The 14347-nt window shown below is 59.1% G+C and carries 11 protein-coding genes and 1 pseudogene; 6 read left to right on the top strand and 6 right to left on the bottom strand.

Annotated features, from left to right (window positions below):
- Positions 1–44: 44 nt before the first annotated feature.
- The 6 genes from prmA to ACF0H7_RS28305 all read right to left on the bottom strand — a co-directional run bounded on the left by prmA (position 45) and on the right by ACF0H7_RS28305 (position 7023).
- A complete protein-coding gene (gene prmA, locus ACF0H7_RS28330) occupies positions 45–923 on the bottom strand; it encodes a 50S ribosomal protein L11 methyltransferase (RefSeq protein WP_397450106.1) in 879 nt (292 codons plus the stop codon).
- Positions 924–1060: 137 nt separating this feature from the next.
- Positions 1061–2419, bottom strand: coding sequence for an acetyl-CoA carboxylase biotin carboxylase subunit (accC, locus tag ACF0H7_RS28325; RefSeq protein WP_397450105.1), 1359 nt, complete (start codon positions 2417–2419; stop codon positions 1061–1063).
- A 17-nt stretch (positions 2420–2436) separates the two neighbouring features.
- Positions 2437–2892 carry an acetyl-CoA carboxylase biotin carboxyl carrier protein gene (gene accB / locus ACF0H7_RS28320; protein ID WP_397450104.1) on the bottom strand — a complete coding sequence of 152 codons (456 nt, stop codon included), beginning with the start codon at positions 2890–2892 and terminating at the stop codon, positions 2437–2439.
- A 24-nt stretch (positions 2893–2916) separates the two neighbouring features.
- Positions 2917–3372, bottom strand: a complete 456-nt coding sequence (gene aroQ / locus ACF0H7_RS28315; protein WP_397450103.1) for a type II 3-dehydroquinate dehydratase — start codon at positions 3370–3372, stop codon at positions 2917–2919.
- A 129-nt stretch (positions 3373–3501) separates the two neighbouring features.
- The gene (locus tag ACF0H7_RS28310) at positions 3502–5265 is read right to left on the bottom strand and encodes a protein-disulfide reductase DsbD (RefSeq protein ID WP_397450102.1); all 1764 of its coding nucleotides are present in this window, start codon (positions 5263–5265) and stop codon (positions 3502–3504) included.
- Between the two features lie 90 nt (positions 5266–5355).
- Positions 5356–7023, bottom strand: a complete 1668-nt coding sequence (locus ACF0H7_RS28305; protein ID WP_397450101.1) for a diguanylate cyclase — start codon at positions 7021–7023, stop codon at positions 5356–5358.
- A gap of 439 nt (positions 7024–7462) precedes the next feature.
- Here ACF0H7_RS28305 and ACF0H7_RS28300 point away from each other — a divergent pair.
- The 6 genes and pseudogenes from ACF0H7_RS28300 (at position 7463) to ACF0H7_RS28275 (ending at position 14344) form a co-directional block, all read left to right on the top strand.
- Positions 7463–8537 (top strand): annotated as a pseudogene (locus ACF0H7_RS28300) (DUF2333 family protein).
- 3 nt (positions 8538–8540) lie between these two features.
- Positions 8541–9080, top strand: coding sequence for an NUDIX hydrolase (locus tag ACF0H7_RS28295; protein WP_397450100.1), 540 nt, complete (start codon positions 8541–8543; stop codon positions 9078–9080).
- Positions 9081–9272: 192 nt separating this feature from the next.
- Positions 9273–9644: a translation initiation factor Sui1 gene (locus ACF0H7_RS28290; protein WP_397450099.1), complete on the top strand. Its 372-nt coding sequence runs from the start codon at positions 9273–9275 to the stop codon at positions 9642–9644.
- 135 nt (positions 9645–9779) lie between these two features.
- Complete coding sequence (speA, locus tag ACF0H7_RS28285; RefSeq protein WP_397450098.1) at positions 9780–11693, top strand: arginine decarboxylase; 1914 nt, start codon at positions 9780–9782, stop codon at positions 11691–11693.
- 214 nt (positions 11694–11907) lie between these two features.
- Positions 11908–13548 (top strand): type VI secretion system tip protein VgrG, encoded by a 1641-nt coding sequence (gene vgrG, locus ACF0H7_RS28280; RefSeq protein ID WP_397450097.1) that lies wholly within the window; start codon positions 11908–11910, stop codon positions 13546–13548.
- A complete protein-coding gene (locus tag ACF0H7_RS28275) occupies positions 13538–14344 on the top strand; it encodes a DUF4123 domain-containing protein (protein WP_397450096.1) in 807 nt (268 codons plus the stop codon). Before vgrG ends, ACF0H7_RS28275 begins: the two co-directional genes overlap by 11 nt.
- The last annotated feature ends 3 nt before the right edge of the window (positions 14345–14347 follow it).

Here is a 14347-nt window from a genome sequence, read left to right as displayed (position 1 = left end):
GGTTCAAGCAGGCACCCATCTTAGTCCATGATTTAACGCAACGGTTAACGGCGGCGACCGGTAATGCGCACCCAGCCATCGCGATCGGCGATTGGGTCCAGGTCAAACGCGTCGGAGTAGGCAGCGGCGACTTCCTCGCCCTGTTCGGCAAGGATGCCGGACAATGCCAGGCGGCCATCGGGTTTGACCAGATTGATCAGCGTTGGTGCCAAGGCCACCAGTGGGCCAGCAAGAATATTGGCGACCAACACGTCCGCTTGGACCTGTGGCATATCTTCCGGCAGGTACAGGGTGAACAGCTCAGGGGCGATGTTGTTGCGGTCGGCGTTGTCGCGCGACGCGTCCAGCGCCTGGAAGTCAATATCGGTGCCGACGGCCTGTTTGGCGCCCAGCAAGAGTGCGGCAATCGCCAGAATCCCCGAGCCGCAGCCGAAGTCCAGTACGTCGCAGCCGTTCAAGTCCTGACCGTCCAGCCATTCCAGGCACAACGCCGTGGTCGGGTGCGTGCCGGTACCGAAGGCGAGGCCCGGATCGAGCAGCAGGTTGACCGCGTCCGGCTCAGGTGCGGCATGCCAGCTCGGCACGATCCACAGACGCTGACCGAAGCGCATTGGCTGGAAGTTATCCATCCAACTGCGTTCCCAGTCCTGGTCTTCGATGACTTCGCTCATGTGTTCAGGCAGCTCGGTGCCGGTCAGCAGTTGCAAGTGCGCGAGCACCTGGGCTGCGTCGGTATCCGCTTCGAACAGTGCCAGCAAATGGGTGTGCGACCACAGGGGCGTGGTGTTGAGTTCCGGTTCGAAAATCGGCTGGTCTTCGGCGTCCATGAACGTGACCGAGACGGCGCCGACTTCAAGAAAAGCGTCTTCGTAGGTTTCGGCTTGTTCTGGGCTGATGGCGAGACGGACTTGCAGCCAAGGCATGGCGGGCACCTTTGAAAAAATACGATGTGCAGCAACGGCTGCGAGAAGCGCGCAAGTTTACTTGAGCGCGAGGGGCAAGGGCAAAAAACAACAAAGCCGCGGTTAGGCGGCTTTGTTGGTCTGCAACACTTTGTGGCTTATTCGTTAGCCAGTTTGTGTTCCAGGTAGTGAATGTTGACTCCGCCTTCGCAGAAGCCAGCATCACGGGTCAGATTGCGGTGCAGCGGGATGTTGGTCTTGATCCCGTCGACCACGATCTCGTCCAAAGCATTGCGCATGCGCGCCATGGCTTCGTCACGGGTTGCGCCCCAGGTGATCAGTTTGCCGATCAACGAATCGTAGTTCGGCGGAACTTTGTAACCACTGTAGAGGTGCGAGTCGACCCGAACACCATTGCCGCCTGGTGCATGGAAATGCTTGACCATGCCTGGGCTGGGAATGAAGGTTTTCGGGTCTTCAGCATTGATCCGGCATTCCAGCGCGTGCCCACGAATGACGACGTCATCCTGGGTGAACGACAGCGGGTTGCCAGCGGCGATGCTGAGCATCTCCTTGAGGATGTCGATGCCGGTGACCATTTCCGATACCGGGTGCTCCACCTGAACACGGGTGTTCATTTCGATGAAGTAGAAGCGGCCGTTCTCGTAAAGGAACTCGAACGTGCCGGCGCCGCGGTAGCCGATGTCGATGCAAGCCTTGACGCAGCGCGCCAGAACTTCCTGACGTGCGGTTTCGTCGATGCCAGGCGCCGGTGCTTCTTCAAGCACTTTCTGGTGGCGGCGTTGCAGCGAGCAGTCACGGTCGCCCAGGTGGATCGCATGACCCTGGCCATCGGACAGCACCTGAACTTCCACGTGACGTGGGTCGGTCAGGAATTTTTCCAGATAGACCATCGGGTTGCTGAACCAGGCAGCCGCTTCGGCGCGGGTTTGCTTGGCTGCTTCGATCAGGTCTTCTTCGCGATGCACTTCGCGCATGCCGCGACCACCGCCGCCGCCAGCGGCTTTGATGATCACCGGGTAGCCGACTTCGCGGCCGATGCGTAGCGCGGTTTCTTCGTCTTCCGGCAACGGGCCGTCGGAACCTGGAACCGTTGGAACGCCTGCACGCTTCATGGCGTCCTTGGCCGATACCTTGTCGCCCATCAGGCGAATGGTGTCGGCTTTCGGGCCAATGAAGGCGAAACCGGATTTTTCCACCTGTTCGGCGAAATCGGCGTTTTCCGCGAGGAAACCATAGCCAGGGTGAATCGCCGTGGCGCCAGTGACTTCGGCGGCCGCGATGATTGCCGGGATATGCAGGTAAGACAGGTTGGCAGGAGCAGGACCGATGCAAACGCTCTCATCAGCCAGACCCAGGTGCATCAGGTCTTTGTCGGCAGTTGAGTAAACCGCAACGGTCTTGATGCCCATTTCTTTACAGGCACGCAGGATCCGCAAGGCGATTTCACCGCGGTTGGCGATCAGAACTTTTTCCAACTTCGCAGGTTTCAACATCGTTGTCTCTCCGCGGTTCAAACGATGGTGAACAGCGGCTGGTCGTACTCAACCGGCTGACCGTTTTCTACCAGAATGGATTCGATCACACCGCTGACTTCAGCCTGGATGTGGTTCATCATTTTCATGGCTTCGACGATGCAGATGGTTTGGCCTACCTTCACGGTTTGACCCACTTCAACGAAAGCAGGCGAAGTCGGGGCCGGGGTGCGGTAGAACGTACCCACCATCGGCGACTTGACCACGGTACCGTTGAGTTTCGGCGCGGCAGGTGCTTCAGCGACGGCTGGAGCGGCGGCCGCGACTGGCGCGGCAACCGGAGCAGCCATTGGAGCTGGCGCGTAGTACTGCTGAGCAGGGGTTTTGCTGTGACGGCTGATGCGAACGGACTCTTCACCTTCACGGATCTCGAGTTCATCGATGCCGGACTCTTCCAGCAGCTCAATCAGTTTCTTAACTTTACGGATATCCATGAATCGTCAACTCCCAAGGGTCGGTCAGGGGCGTTTAGCTTGTTGTTCAAGCTGTTCCAGGGCGGCCTCCAGGGCCAGTCGATAACCGCTGGCGCCAAGGCCGCAGATCACTCCTACAGCAACATCTGAAAAGTAAGAGTGATGGCGAAAAGGTTCTCGTTTGTGCACGTTCGAGAGATGCACTTCGATGAATGGGATGCTCACCGCCAGCAGCGCGTCACGTAATGCGACACTTGTGTGCGTAAAAGCTGCTGGATTGATCAAAATAAAATCCACGCCTTCATCGCGAGCGGCGTGAATCCGGTCGATCAACTCGTACTCGGCATTGCTTTGCAGATAGAGCAGGTGGTGGCCACCGTCACGGGCGCGCTTTTCCAGATCCTGATTGATCTGCGCCAGCGTTGTAGCACCGTAGACGCCTGGCTCGCGGGTTCCGAGCAGGTTCAGGTTGGGTCCGTGAAGAACCAAAAGCGTCGCCATCCAGTGTTCCTTGTCATGTATGCAGGCAGTGATGCGCAGCGACTATGCCGTAAACCTGAGCGGACTGTCCAGTTAACTGCAATAGCCAGCACGATGTCCGATGTTCGCGCGAAGTTTGTGACTCAATGATTAAATTTGGTCATTTGCCTTCACGATGCGCGCAATGAAGTCGGTGGTGCCGATTTCGCCGACGATCCGAATATCTGCAAGTTCGGCTCCATTTTTGCCGAAAAACAACAGAGCGGGTGGGCCGAACAGTTTGTAGCGATCGAGCAAGGCACGCTGTTCACTGTTGCTTTCGGTCATGTCGAATCGAATCAGACGATAGCCGCTAAGTTGGCGGTTGACCTCTGGATCGGGCAAAACTTCGTGCTCGATGACTTTGCAACTGATGCACCAGTCGGCGTACCAGTCCAATAGCAGCGGTTGACCGGCGTTTTTGGCTTCGCTGAGTGCTTTTTCCAGCTCGGCGGGGCTGGTGATGGTTTGCCAGGTTCCGGCGGCGGGTGCCGCGGTGTTATTGGTCATCAAGGCGCCGGGTGTGCGACCTAACGGGCGCAATGGGTCCGTTTGCCCAGTGAGGGCGCCGTACCAGCAGGCGAGGGCATAGACCAGCAACAGCAGACCTAGTAATTGTGCGAAGCGCTCTACGGGCGTCTTTTGAGTAAATTCCAGCGTGCGCAAAAACAGCGCCACGCCAGCCCATAGCGTGCCCAGCAACAGCAAAGTGAACTCGCCTGGAATGACTCTGCTGATCAGGCCGATGGCCACCGCCAGCAGTAAAACACCGATGATATTTTTCACCGTAACCAGCCACGGGCCGCTTTTCGGCAGCCAGGCGGCGCCGCCAGTAGCGACGACTAATAACGGCGCGCCCATGCCCAGTCCGAGGGCAAATAACTTCAAGGCACCGCCCAGCGCATCGCCACTGGCGCTGATATAGAGGAGTGCACCTGCCAATGGCGCGGAAACGCACGGCGACACCAGCAGGCTGGAGACGACACCCAGTACGGCTGCGCCCCACAATGATCCGCCTTCGGTCTTACCGGCAATTCGATCTAGTCGACTGCTGATGAACTGCGGCAGGCGCAGCTCAAACAGGCCGAACATGGCGATGGCAAATACCACGAAGAACGCCGCAAAAGGCACCAGAACCCAGGCTGACTGCAGCCTTGCCTGAAGATTCAGGCTGGCGCCGAACATGCCCATCAGGGCGCCAAGTACTGCAAAACAGAGCGCCATTGGCAGCACGTAGGCCAGCGACAGACTGAAACCACGCAACCCCCCGACCTGTCCGCGCAAGACCACGCCAGACAAAATCGGCAGCATCGGCAGCACGCACGGGGTGAAGGTCAGGCCGATCCCCGCGAGGAAAAACAGCGCCAATTCTTTCCAGCTCCACACGCTGGGAGTTGTGGTAGCGCCAATATCGCCGATAGCGAGGCGCTCGGTTTCAGGCGGATAGCACAGACCTTTGTCGGCGCACCCCTGATAGGTCACCGCCAAGGTAAACGCCCGGTTATCGCCAGCCTTGCGCGGAATTTCGACATCGAGGATGCCGTGATACACCTCGACGTCGCCGAAGAATTCGTCGTGTTTCTTCTCGCCGGCAGGCAGTTGTGCGGTTTCAAGGCCGATGTCGGCGGGCTCGGCGTGGAACTGAAAACGGTGGCGGTAGAGGTAATAACCTTCGGTAGGCACGAAACGCAGTTTGATCGATTTCGGCGTCGCTTCGATCAGGCTCAGGCGAAAGGCTTCATGAACCGGCAGGAAGTCACTGCTGTTGCTCAAGGACGAAGAACCCAGCGTGGCGCTGGGGCGGCTGTCCAACAAACTCGCGCCGACGGCCGGCAGGGCAAGGCTCAACAGCATCAGGCAAAGCAGGCGGCGCATAGCGATCTCGCAGGTCGAAAGTCCCGGCATGATAGCGGAGTGTTTCGGCTTGTGCTGGGTCGGGACTTGTAATGCCTTGTGTCAGATGCGCTACTGGAGAACTACCGCGTCCGCCAGTTCTTCCAAGAACGTGGCGTTAACCTTCAATCGTCCCGCGTGCACCTGATTACGCCCCGCATCTTTCGCCCGGTACAGCGCATCATCAGCCAGCGTTGCCAACATCAGGCTGTCCGCGTCGTCAGACAATTCCACTACCCCGGCACTAAAGGTGCAGGACAAGTCCACCGGTTGCGCCGGGTAGTGGATTTCAGCGAAGCGCTGACGAATCTCGTCTAGCACCTTATAGGCGCTGCTCAGTTCGGTGTCGGGCATCACCACGGCAAACTCTTCACCACCGTAACGGCCGATATAGTCGGTTTTGCGCAGGCGTTGCTTGAGGAACAGCGCCAGACTCTTGATCACCCGGTCGCCCATGGGATGGCCGTGGGTGTCGTTGACGCGTTTAAAGTGGTCAATATCGAGCATGGCAAAGCTCAGAGGCTTGCTTTCACGGCGCGCGCGAAAGCTGCAGTCTTCCAGCAATTGCAGGATGTGGGTGTGGTTGTACAAACCGGTCAGGCTGTCGCGGACCATGCGCGACTTGAGATTACGCGCCCGAGCCGCGCGGTTGCGCACGGTGGTGATCAGGTGGCGCGGCTTGATCGGCTTGGTCAGGAAGTCATCACCGCCTTCGCTCATGGCGTCGAGCTGCTTGTCCAGATCGTCTTCCGCCGACAGGTAAATGATCGGCACGCTGACGTAGCGATCGTTATGTCGAATCACCTTGGCCAGTTCGGTGCCGGTGCAGCCGGGCATGTACATGTCGAGAATGATCAGGTCTGGCTGGAACTCCGCGAGTTCGGCCATGGCCTGGATCGGGTCGAGCAGGGTCCGGGTAACGATACCGGCACTGTTGAGCACGCGCTCGGTGTGCACAGCCTGGGCGCGGGAATCGTCGATGATCAGCACTTTATAAGGGTCGTATTGGGCGACCCGGGTCAGCACTTCGATTTTTTCCAGCAGGCTCGATGCTTCCAGGGTTCCGGTCAGAAACTCCTGGCCACCGGCGCGGACCGCTGCCAGACGGGTCGGGGTGTCGGTCTCCTGGTTGCTGAAAAACAGCAGCGGCAACTTGTGGTCCAGCTCTTGCTGGGTCTTGGCTGCCAGTTTCAGGCCTTCGCCCGGACCACTGAAGTCGACATCCATCACAATCGCCGCCGGATGTCGCTCGGCCATGGTGCTGTAGAACGAAGCGACATCCTCCAGCGCCAGGGCGCTGAGGCCAAAGAACTCCAGTTGCTTGGCCAGTCGGTCGCCACGCTCGTGGTCCTGCAACATCACGTACACCGGCTTGCGCAGCGGCGGCAACGAGGTGTGTTCCAGGCGATCACCATGACGCAGCCCGGTGCGCGACAGGCGCTGCATCAGGCGGTTGAGTTCAGTGATCAGATTGCTGCTCAGTCGACCGCGGTTGGCGTCCACAGCGTCCAGGCATAAAGAGATGCTGCCTGCCAGTTGCGCGTGCTCGGTTTGTTCAAAGCGCTCGGCGAAGCGCAGCAGGCGCAGGTTGGCTTCGGTGAGCTCCACCATGTCCGCCGCCGACCATTCGCGTTGGTGCAGGCGTTGCCAGACCTCAAGAATTTGACGTGCCTGATGGATGACCCGCTGGGCAAAGTGAAGCTTGAGACGATCGCGGCTCGGGTCTTCTGGCTCGGTCATGTCCTGACTACTGATGAGGGGGTACGCTAAGACTGGTGGCTCTATGCTAGCACCTCTTTGCTCTCAAACGAGTGGTGTAAGTCAATTAACTGCCAACTAATGAAGTCTTTTTTCTGGCGGGAAGGTTTTTGCGCAAACCCAGGCGGGCTGAGGGTTGGAACTGGTTTGTTTGTAAGACAATCTGTCCGCAAAGGACTAAGCCAATCGAGTGATCCTGACGCTCCGCGTTAAATCATTCGCTGAAGGTCCTGCGGACCTTATCGCAGCCTTCGGCAGCTCCTACACAGGCTGTGTGAAAACGCAGTAGTTTTCACACAGCCAGTACAGGGGATTTGTGTGTGCATCGATAATCTGCGCTACATCCCGCGTGCCTGCACAAGGCACCTTGCTGTAAGGTTACGGTCGAACCATTGAATTTCGTGATTGAAGGGACATCGCCATGCTGGACTGGAAGAAGCGCGCGGACGGCGCGCAGGATCGCGTCGACGAGCCAGCGGTTAAAACCCGCACCCGAGGCTATTGGGGTGGCGTTTTTTTCAGCCGAGCGCTTGGCACGCTGTTGGGCGTGTATTTGCTGGTCGCGATCCTGGTCGGTTGGTACTGGAGTCATGAGCCAGCGCTGTTCCCTGTTCAGCAGGCCGCCCAGGCTGCGGCCGAGCGTGAAGGCAAGCAGATGGTCATCGGCTATACCACGGTCGAAACCTTGAAGACCGTGGCCGCGACGCTGCTCGACAAGCGCGGTGGCTATATCTCCAACGACCGCTTTCCGCCGGGTCTGTGGCTCGACAACATCTCGCATTGGGAATACGGCGTGCTGGTTCAGGTACGCGACCTGAGCCGTGCCTTGCGTAAAGACTTCGCCCGGTCGCAGTCGCAGTCGGCGGAAGATCCAGATCTGGCCAAGGCCGAGCCGCGCTTCAACTTCGACAACAAGAGCTGGATCCTGCCGTCCAGCGAGTCGGAATACCGCGAAGGGATCAACTCGCTGAGCCGTTATCAGGCGCGGCTGTCTGATCCAAACCAGAAGGGCGCGCTGTTCTACGCTCGCGCCGACAACCTGAACAACTGGCTGGGTGATGTCGCGACTCGTCTGGGTTCGTTATCGCCAGCGCCTGTCGGCCAGTGTTGGCCGGGTCAAATTGAATAGCAGCCTGAAAACCGAATCGGTGATTCCGGGCCAGGTGCCGAAGGTCGATGAGGAAATCGTAGAGACGCCGTGGCTGCAGATCGACGACGTCTTCTATGAAGCCCGTGGTCAGGCCTGGGCCTTGTCGCACTTGCTGCGCGCCATCGAAGTGGACTTCGCCGATGTGTTGGCGAAGAAAAACGCCACGGTAAGCGTGCGTCAGATCATCCGGGAGTTGGAAGCCTCCCAGGCTCCGGTCTGGAGCCCGATGATTCTGAATGGCAGCGGTTTTGGCATTCTGGCCAACCACTCGTTGGTCATGGCGAACTATATTTCCCGGGCCAACGCTGCCGTGATTGACCTGCGCCAACTGCTGTCACAGGGGTAATCGATGTCTGTCTCTACTCAAGAGGCTGCGCACCGCGCGGCCTCAGACGCCGAAACCATCGCCTGGGTCGACGAGCAGGACCAGTTGTTGGGTTCCCTGCCGCGTGCCGAGTTGCGTGAACGCGGTCTGATCGGGCGCGGCACCTTCATTCTGCTGTTCAACTCTGCCGGTGAGTTGTGCGTGCATCGTCGTACCTTGAGCAAGGCCATTTATCCCGGCTACTGGGACGTGGCGGCAGGCGGCATGGTGCAGTCCAACGAAACCTACGCCGAGTCGGCTGCGCGGGAGCTGGAGGAAGAGTTGGGTGTCGGCGGTGTGCCGTTGAGTGCCCATGAGCATTTCTTCTTTGATCAGCCGGGGAACCGCCTCTGGTGTGCGGTGTTCAGCGCGGTATGGGACGGTCCCTTGAACTTGCAGCCCGAGGAAGTGCTTGAAGCGCGCTTTATTCCCCTCGCCAAGGCCTTGAACGAATCCCTGCACAAGCCTTATTGCCCGGACTCCCTGGCTGCGTTGAAGCGCTATTTGGCGACGACAGGCGGCTAGGCGCAAATCTTCACGAAATTGGCGCATATTTGCCCTTAGCATCTGCACTTTTTGCCGTTACACTGCGCGACCTTTTCAAGCTGGGTCGAGAGTTGACCCAGTAGCGCTGCCCCTGCCTGAGTGGGGCTTCGCGGTCGGTTTGCCGCTACGCCGGACCCGACCCATCTTTGTCCTCAAACAAGAGGATTACCGGTGGCCAAAAAAGCTGCATCCTTCGCCGCCCTGGGTGGCCTGGTATTTTCCACAGACGCCGGACGGCATTGTCCCGACTGCCGTCAGCCCATGGACGCCTGTACCTGCAAACAAACCGTTATCCCCGAAGGTGATGGCATCGCCCGTGTGCGCCGTGAAAGCAAAGGTCGCGGCGGAAAAACGGTGACCACCATCAATGGCGTGCCGCTGGCCGAAGAGGCACTCAAAGACCTGGCAACGACGCTCAAGCGCCGCTGCGGGACGGGTGGTTCGCTCAAGGACGGCGTGATCGAGATTCAGGGCGATCACGTCGAACTGTTGCTGGCGGAACTGGTGAAGCTGGGTTTCAAGGCAAAGAAGTCCGGTGGCTGAGCCCACGGCTTCTAAACTCTGCGTCGTGTTCCGGGTCTGACCGTTCAACGCGCGCTAAATCGTCATTTCCACTCATTACACTGCGCCAGCCCTATTCGCGGCTCGCGCAATTTGACTTCTTTATAGGGGACTTCGATGTCCGTACGACGCACACGCAAAGACGATGGCAGCCAATGGACAGTTGCGGACAGCCGCAGCGTTTATGGGATTCGCCATTGGGGGGCTGGTTATTTTGCAATCAACGATGCCGGCCGCGTTGAAGTTCGCCCTAACGGTCCGGGCAGTTCGCCAATCGATTTGTACGAGCAGGTCGACCTGCTGCGTAAAAGCGGTCTTTCCTTGCCGTTGCTGGTGCGCTTCCCTGACATCCTGCAAGACCGTGTGCGTCAGCTGACCGGTGCGTTTGATGCCAACATCGAGCGCCTGGGCTACCAGAGCAAATACACCGCCTTGTACCCGATCAAGGTCAACCAGCAGGAAGCGGTGGTGGAAAACATCATCGCCACCCAGGACGTGTCCATTGGTCTGGAAGCCGGTTCCAAGCCGGAATTGATGGCCGTACTGGCGCTGGCGCCGAAAGGCGGGACCATCGTCTGCAACGGTTATAAAGACCGTGAGTTCATCCGTCTGGCGCTGATGGGCCAGAAGCTGGGCCACAACGTGTTCATCGTGATCGAGAAAGAATCCGAAGTCGCGTTGGTAATCGAGGAGGCTGCCGAGCTTAAAGTCGCGCCACAGGTCGGCCTGCGCGTGCGTCTGTCGTCGCTGGCATCGTCCAAATGGGCGGACACCGGTGGCGAGAAGTCCAAGTTCGGTCTGTCGGCGGCGCAACTGCTGTCGGTGGTCGAGCGTTTCCGCGCGGCCGGTCTCGATCAGGGCGTGCGCCTGTTGCACTTCCACATGGGCTCGCAGATCGCCAACTTGGCGGACTACCAGCACGGTTTCAAGGAAGCGATTCGTTACTACGGCGAACTGCGCAACCTGGGCCTGCCGGTGGATCACATCGACGTGGGCGGCGGTCTGGGTGTCGACTACGACGGCACTCACTCGCGCAACGCCAGCTCGATCAACTACGACATGGACGATTACGCCGGTGTCGTGGTTGGCATGCTCAAGGAGTTCTGCGACGAGCAGCAACTGCCGCACCCGAACATCTTCTCCGAAAGCGGCCGCTCGCTGACCGCGCACCACGCGATGTTGGTGGTGCAGGTGACTGACGTTGAAAGCCACAACGACGAAGTGCCTGATATTCCGGAAAAGGAAACCCTGCCGGAAACCGTGCAATGGCTGGTAGACCTGCTCGGCCCGACCGATATCGAAATGGTCACCGAAACCTATTGGCGCGCGACGCACTACATGAGCGACATTGCGACCCAGTACGCCGATGGCAAGATCACCCTGGCGCAGAAGGCCCTGGCCGAGCAGTGCTATTTCGCGGTGTGCCGTCGCCTGCACAACTCGTTGAAAGCGCGTCAGCGTTCTCACCGTCAGGTGCTGGACGAACTCAACGACAAGCTCGCCGACAAGTACATCTGCAACTTCTCGGTATTCCAGAGCCTGCCGGACACCTGGGCCATCGGCCAGGTACTGCCGATCCTGCCGCTGCACCGTCTTGATGAAGAGCCGATGCGCCGTGCGGTCCTGCAAGACCTGACCTGCGACTCTGACGGCAAGATCAAGCAGTACGTCGACGAGCAGAGCATCGAGACCAGCCTGCCGGTCCACGCACTGAACGAAGGCGAAGACTACCTGTTAGGGATCTTCCTGGTGGGTGCTTATCAGGAAATTCTCGGCGACATGCACAACCTGTTCGGCGATACCGATTCGGTGAACATCTACCAGAAGCCGAACGGCAGCGTTTACCACGCCGGTATCGAAACTCACGACACCATCGAAGACATGCTGCGCTACGTGCACTTGTCGCCGGAAGAGTTGATGAATCATTACCGCGACAAAGTGGCCAGCGCCAAAATCACCCCGCGTGAACGTACCCAGTACCTGGATGCATTGCGTTTGGGGCTGACCCGTTCTTCGTACCTGTCGTCGTAACGCTTACTCTGTAGGAGCGGGCGTGCCCGCGATCTGTTTGACACGGTGTGTCATGCACACCGCGATCGCGGGCAAGCCCCCTCCTACAGGGCCAACATTCTGTATGTTTTTTCGTCTTTTTTTGTAGTCCCTTTCCTGTTCTGCATTCCGCCCCTCTACTCGGAAGGTTCTCTCAGCGAGAATCCCCGGTCGTGCCCAAGTAGAGGAAGCGCCGATGTTCGATCCAGTCCGCGAACCTGTTTTTCGTCTGGATATCCAGAACCTGTCCCACACGCTCAACGTGCTGTCATTTACGGGCACCGAAGCGATCAGCCAGCCGTTTGCCTTCGAGCTGGAAGTGGTCAGCGAATCCTCCGATCTGAATCTGCAAAGCCTGATGTACCGTTCGGCGTGGCTGAGTTTTGCCGGGGAAAAGACCGGTATCAATGGCCTGATTCACGGTGCGGGTCATAGCCGTCGAGGTCCGAATCTGGCGCACTATCGCCTTAGCCTGGGGCCACGTCTGGCCTGCCTTGCCCAGCGATTCAACCAACGTATTTTTCAATTTATGTCGGCCCCGCAAATCATTGCCCGAGTGCTCAAGGAGCATGGTATCCGGGGTGATGCCCACCGTTTCGAGCTCAGCGGCACCTACCCGGAGCGCATGTACTGCGCCCAGCATCACGAATCGGACCTGCAGTTCGTCCAGCGATTGTGTGAGGAAGAGGGGATTCACTACCACTTCCAGCATTTGAAGCGTCGTCACGTACTGGTATTCGGCGACACCCAGGCCGGCTTTCGCCGAGGGCCGTCGGGGCATTTTCAGTCAGCGTCCACGGAGGCGGGCGTCAGTCAATTCCGCGTCGGTCAGGCCAGTACCGAAGCAAACGACACGCGCGCCTGGCAGCGAGCAGAAGGCAAAAGCGCGATGCCGACCCTTACGGCAGGGTTGTTGTTGCCGCTGAGCGGGCATCCGCAACAGGAGTGGAATCATCTGTGGTTGCTGACTGAAGTTCAGCACCGTGGTGATCAGACGCATCTGTTCGAAGAGCTGGCAATGTCCTCGGACATTTCCGATTCGCCTTATCGCAATCATTTCCGGGCGACGCCGTGGGAAGTCGGCTTTCGTCCGCCGCCACCGCCTGTTCGGCCTCCGATGCTGGGTGTGCAGCGCGCACGGGTAGTCGGCCCTGTTTTTGATCAGGTGTACTGCGATGCGTTGGGCCGCATCAGTGTGCAATTTGACTGGGGCTGCCAGGGGCAGGGCGCGCATTACGCCAGCTGTTGGGTGCCGCTGTGTCCGGCGCTCGCTGATGATCAAGACCCCGACAGCCGCCCGCGAGTGGGCATGGATGTGGTGGTGAGTTTTGTTCGCGGCGACCCGGATCAACCGCTGGTCACGGGCTGTCTGCATACCCCCGATGCGCGATTGGCTGACAGTGCGGTTAACACTGAAACAGTGACTGACACCGAGCAGGACGATGGGCCCGCGCCACGGGAAGGTGCGCTGCGCATGCGTCTTGATCCACGGACCTTTGTCAGCGAGGGGCAAAAAATCGAGGTCTCTGGCGGGATTAATCTGACGTTCGAAGAGGACAGTGAACTGCTGTTCAGCGTCGGCGACACGTCAGTGTATCTGGGCGCCGAAGGCTTGAAACTGTGCGGCGAGCAGATCACGTTCAACGCATTGCCTGAGCGGGTCGGGCCGGGTGCCGAGGTCGAGCGGCAGCATCGCGTCGAGCAATTGTTGCAGCTGTTGCAAGCCAACCATCCGCTGATCCTGCTGTGTCATCAAGCGGCGGGTAACAGTTTTGCCCACTGTCAGAAAACACCCTGTGCGTGTCGAGCAATGGGAGGGCGCCCCGATGAGCGATAGTCATTACGCCTCGACACCCCCGCAATGCGTGTGGCTGCTGCTCGACGTGCCGAGCATGCCGGATCTGGGCAAACGCTTTCAAAAACGCTTCGGGGACGGCGGCACGCAAATAGAGTTGTTGGCCGATGGCGAACTGGACCTGGTCCGGGAGCACGGGCCACTGCTGGTCTACATGACGCCCGGCAGTTCGCTCAGCCACGCCTTCCCTCAGGAGGCCCGCGACTGGCCGGGGCTGTTCATCGTCTGCCAGGCACCGAAAGAAATATTGCTGGCCCATCTTCGGCGCATGCTCACCGTTCGCTTCAGCGACCACTACAAGGGTCTGCTCACCTATTACAACGTGCAGACCGCCAGCTACTTCTTCGACGCCATGGACCCCATGACCTTGAGTCGCTGGCTGGGGCCGATCGATTCGTTGATGTGGTTCGGCGGCACCTGGGCAGACAAGGTGGACGATATCCAGGGACGGCAATTCGTGCTCAATCCCCGGCTGGATGTCACACCCCTGGTCGACGAACCCCGGCTCGGCGCGCAGCAGGAGAAGCAGCTGCAACAGTGCTTGCTGGAGCGGCACGCGTACTACTGGAGTCAATCGATGCACACCGATTACCGCAAGGCACTCCATTATTTGCATGAGGGTTTGCGTCACGGTTTCAATGACAGCACTATCCTCGATGAATGGCTGGCATTGCGCGCACGCTTTCCGGCAGCGCCGCTACCGAAGGAGTTACCGGGAGAGGATCAGCGAACCCGGATTCAAAACCTCACCCAAATTTGGCGAGGTCGAGGATCTTAGCCC

This window comes from Pseudomonas sp. NA-150, from assembly GCF_044336365.1.
Lineage (GTDB): Bacteria > Pseudomonadota > Gammaproteobacteria > Pseudomonadales > Pseudomonadaceae > Aquipseudomonas.
The sequence above is the reverse complement of the archived record's forward strand: the minus strand, read 5'-3'. Positions and strand labels throughout refer to the sequence as shown.

Bases quoted from the DNA above. Each gene is read 5' to 3' on its own strand.
- prmA (WP_397450106.1), bottom strand. From the start codon at position 923: ATGCCTTGGCTGCAAGTCCGTCTCGCCATCAGCCCAGAACAAGCCGAA.
- accC (WP_397450105.1), bottom strand. From the start codon at position 2,419: ATGTTGAAACCTGCGAAGTTGGAAAAAGTTCTGATCGCCAACCGCGGT.
- accB (WP_397450104.1), bottom strand. From the start codon at position 2,892: ATGGATATCCGTAAAGTTAAGAAACTGATTGAGCTGCTGGAAGAGTCC.
- aroQ (WP_397450103.1), bottom strand. From the start codon at position 3,372: ATGGCGACGCTTTTGGTTCTTCACGGACCCAACCTGAACCTGCTCGGA.
- ACF0H7_RS28310 (WP_397450102.1), bottom strand. From the start codon at position 5,265: ATGCGCCGCCTGCTTTGCCTGATGCTGTTGAGCCTTGCCCTGCCGGCC.
- ACF0H7_RS28305 (WP_397450101.1), bottom strand. From the start codon at position 7,023: ATGACCGAGCCAGAAGACCCGAGCCGCGATCGTCTCAAGCTTCACTTT.
- ACF0H7_RS28295 (WP_397450100.1), top strand. From the start codon at position 8,541: ATGTCTGTCTCTACTCAAGAGGCTGCGCACCGCGCGGCCTCAGACGCC.
- speA (WP_397450098.1), top strand. From the start codon at position 9,780: ATGTCCGTACGACGCACACGCAAAGACGATGGCAGCCAATGGACAGTT.
- vgrG (WP_397450097.1), top strand. From the start codon at position 11,908: ATGTTCGATCCAGTCCGCGAACCTGTTTTTCGTCTGGATATCCAGAAC.
- ACF0H7_RS28275 (WP_397450096.1), top strand. From the start codon at position 13,538: ATGAGCGATAGTCATTACGCCTCGACACCCCCGCAATGCGTGTGGCTG.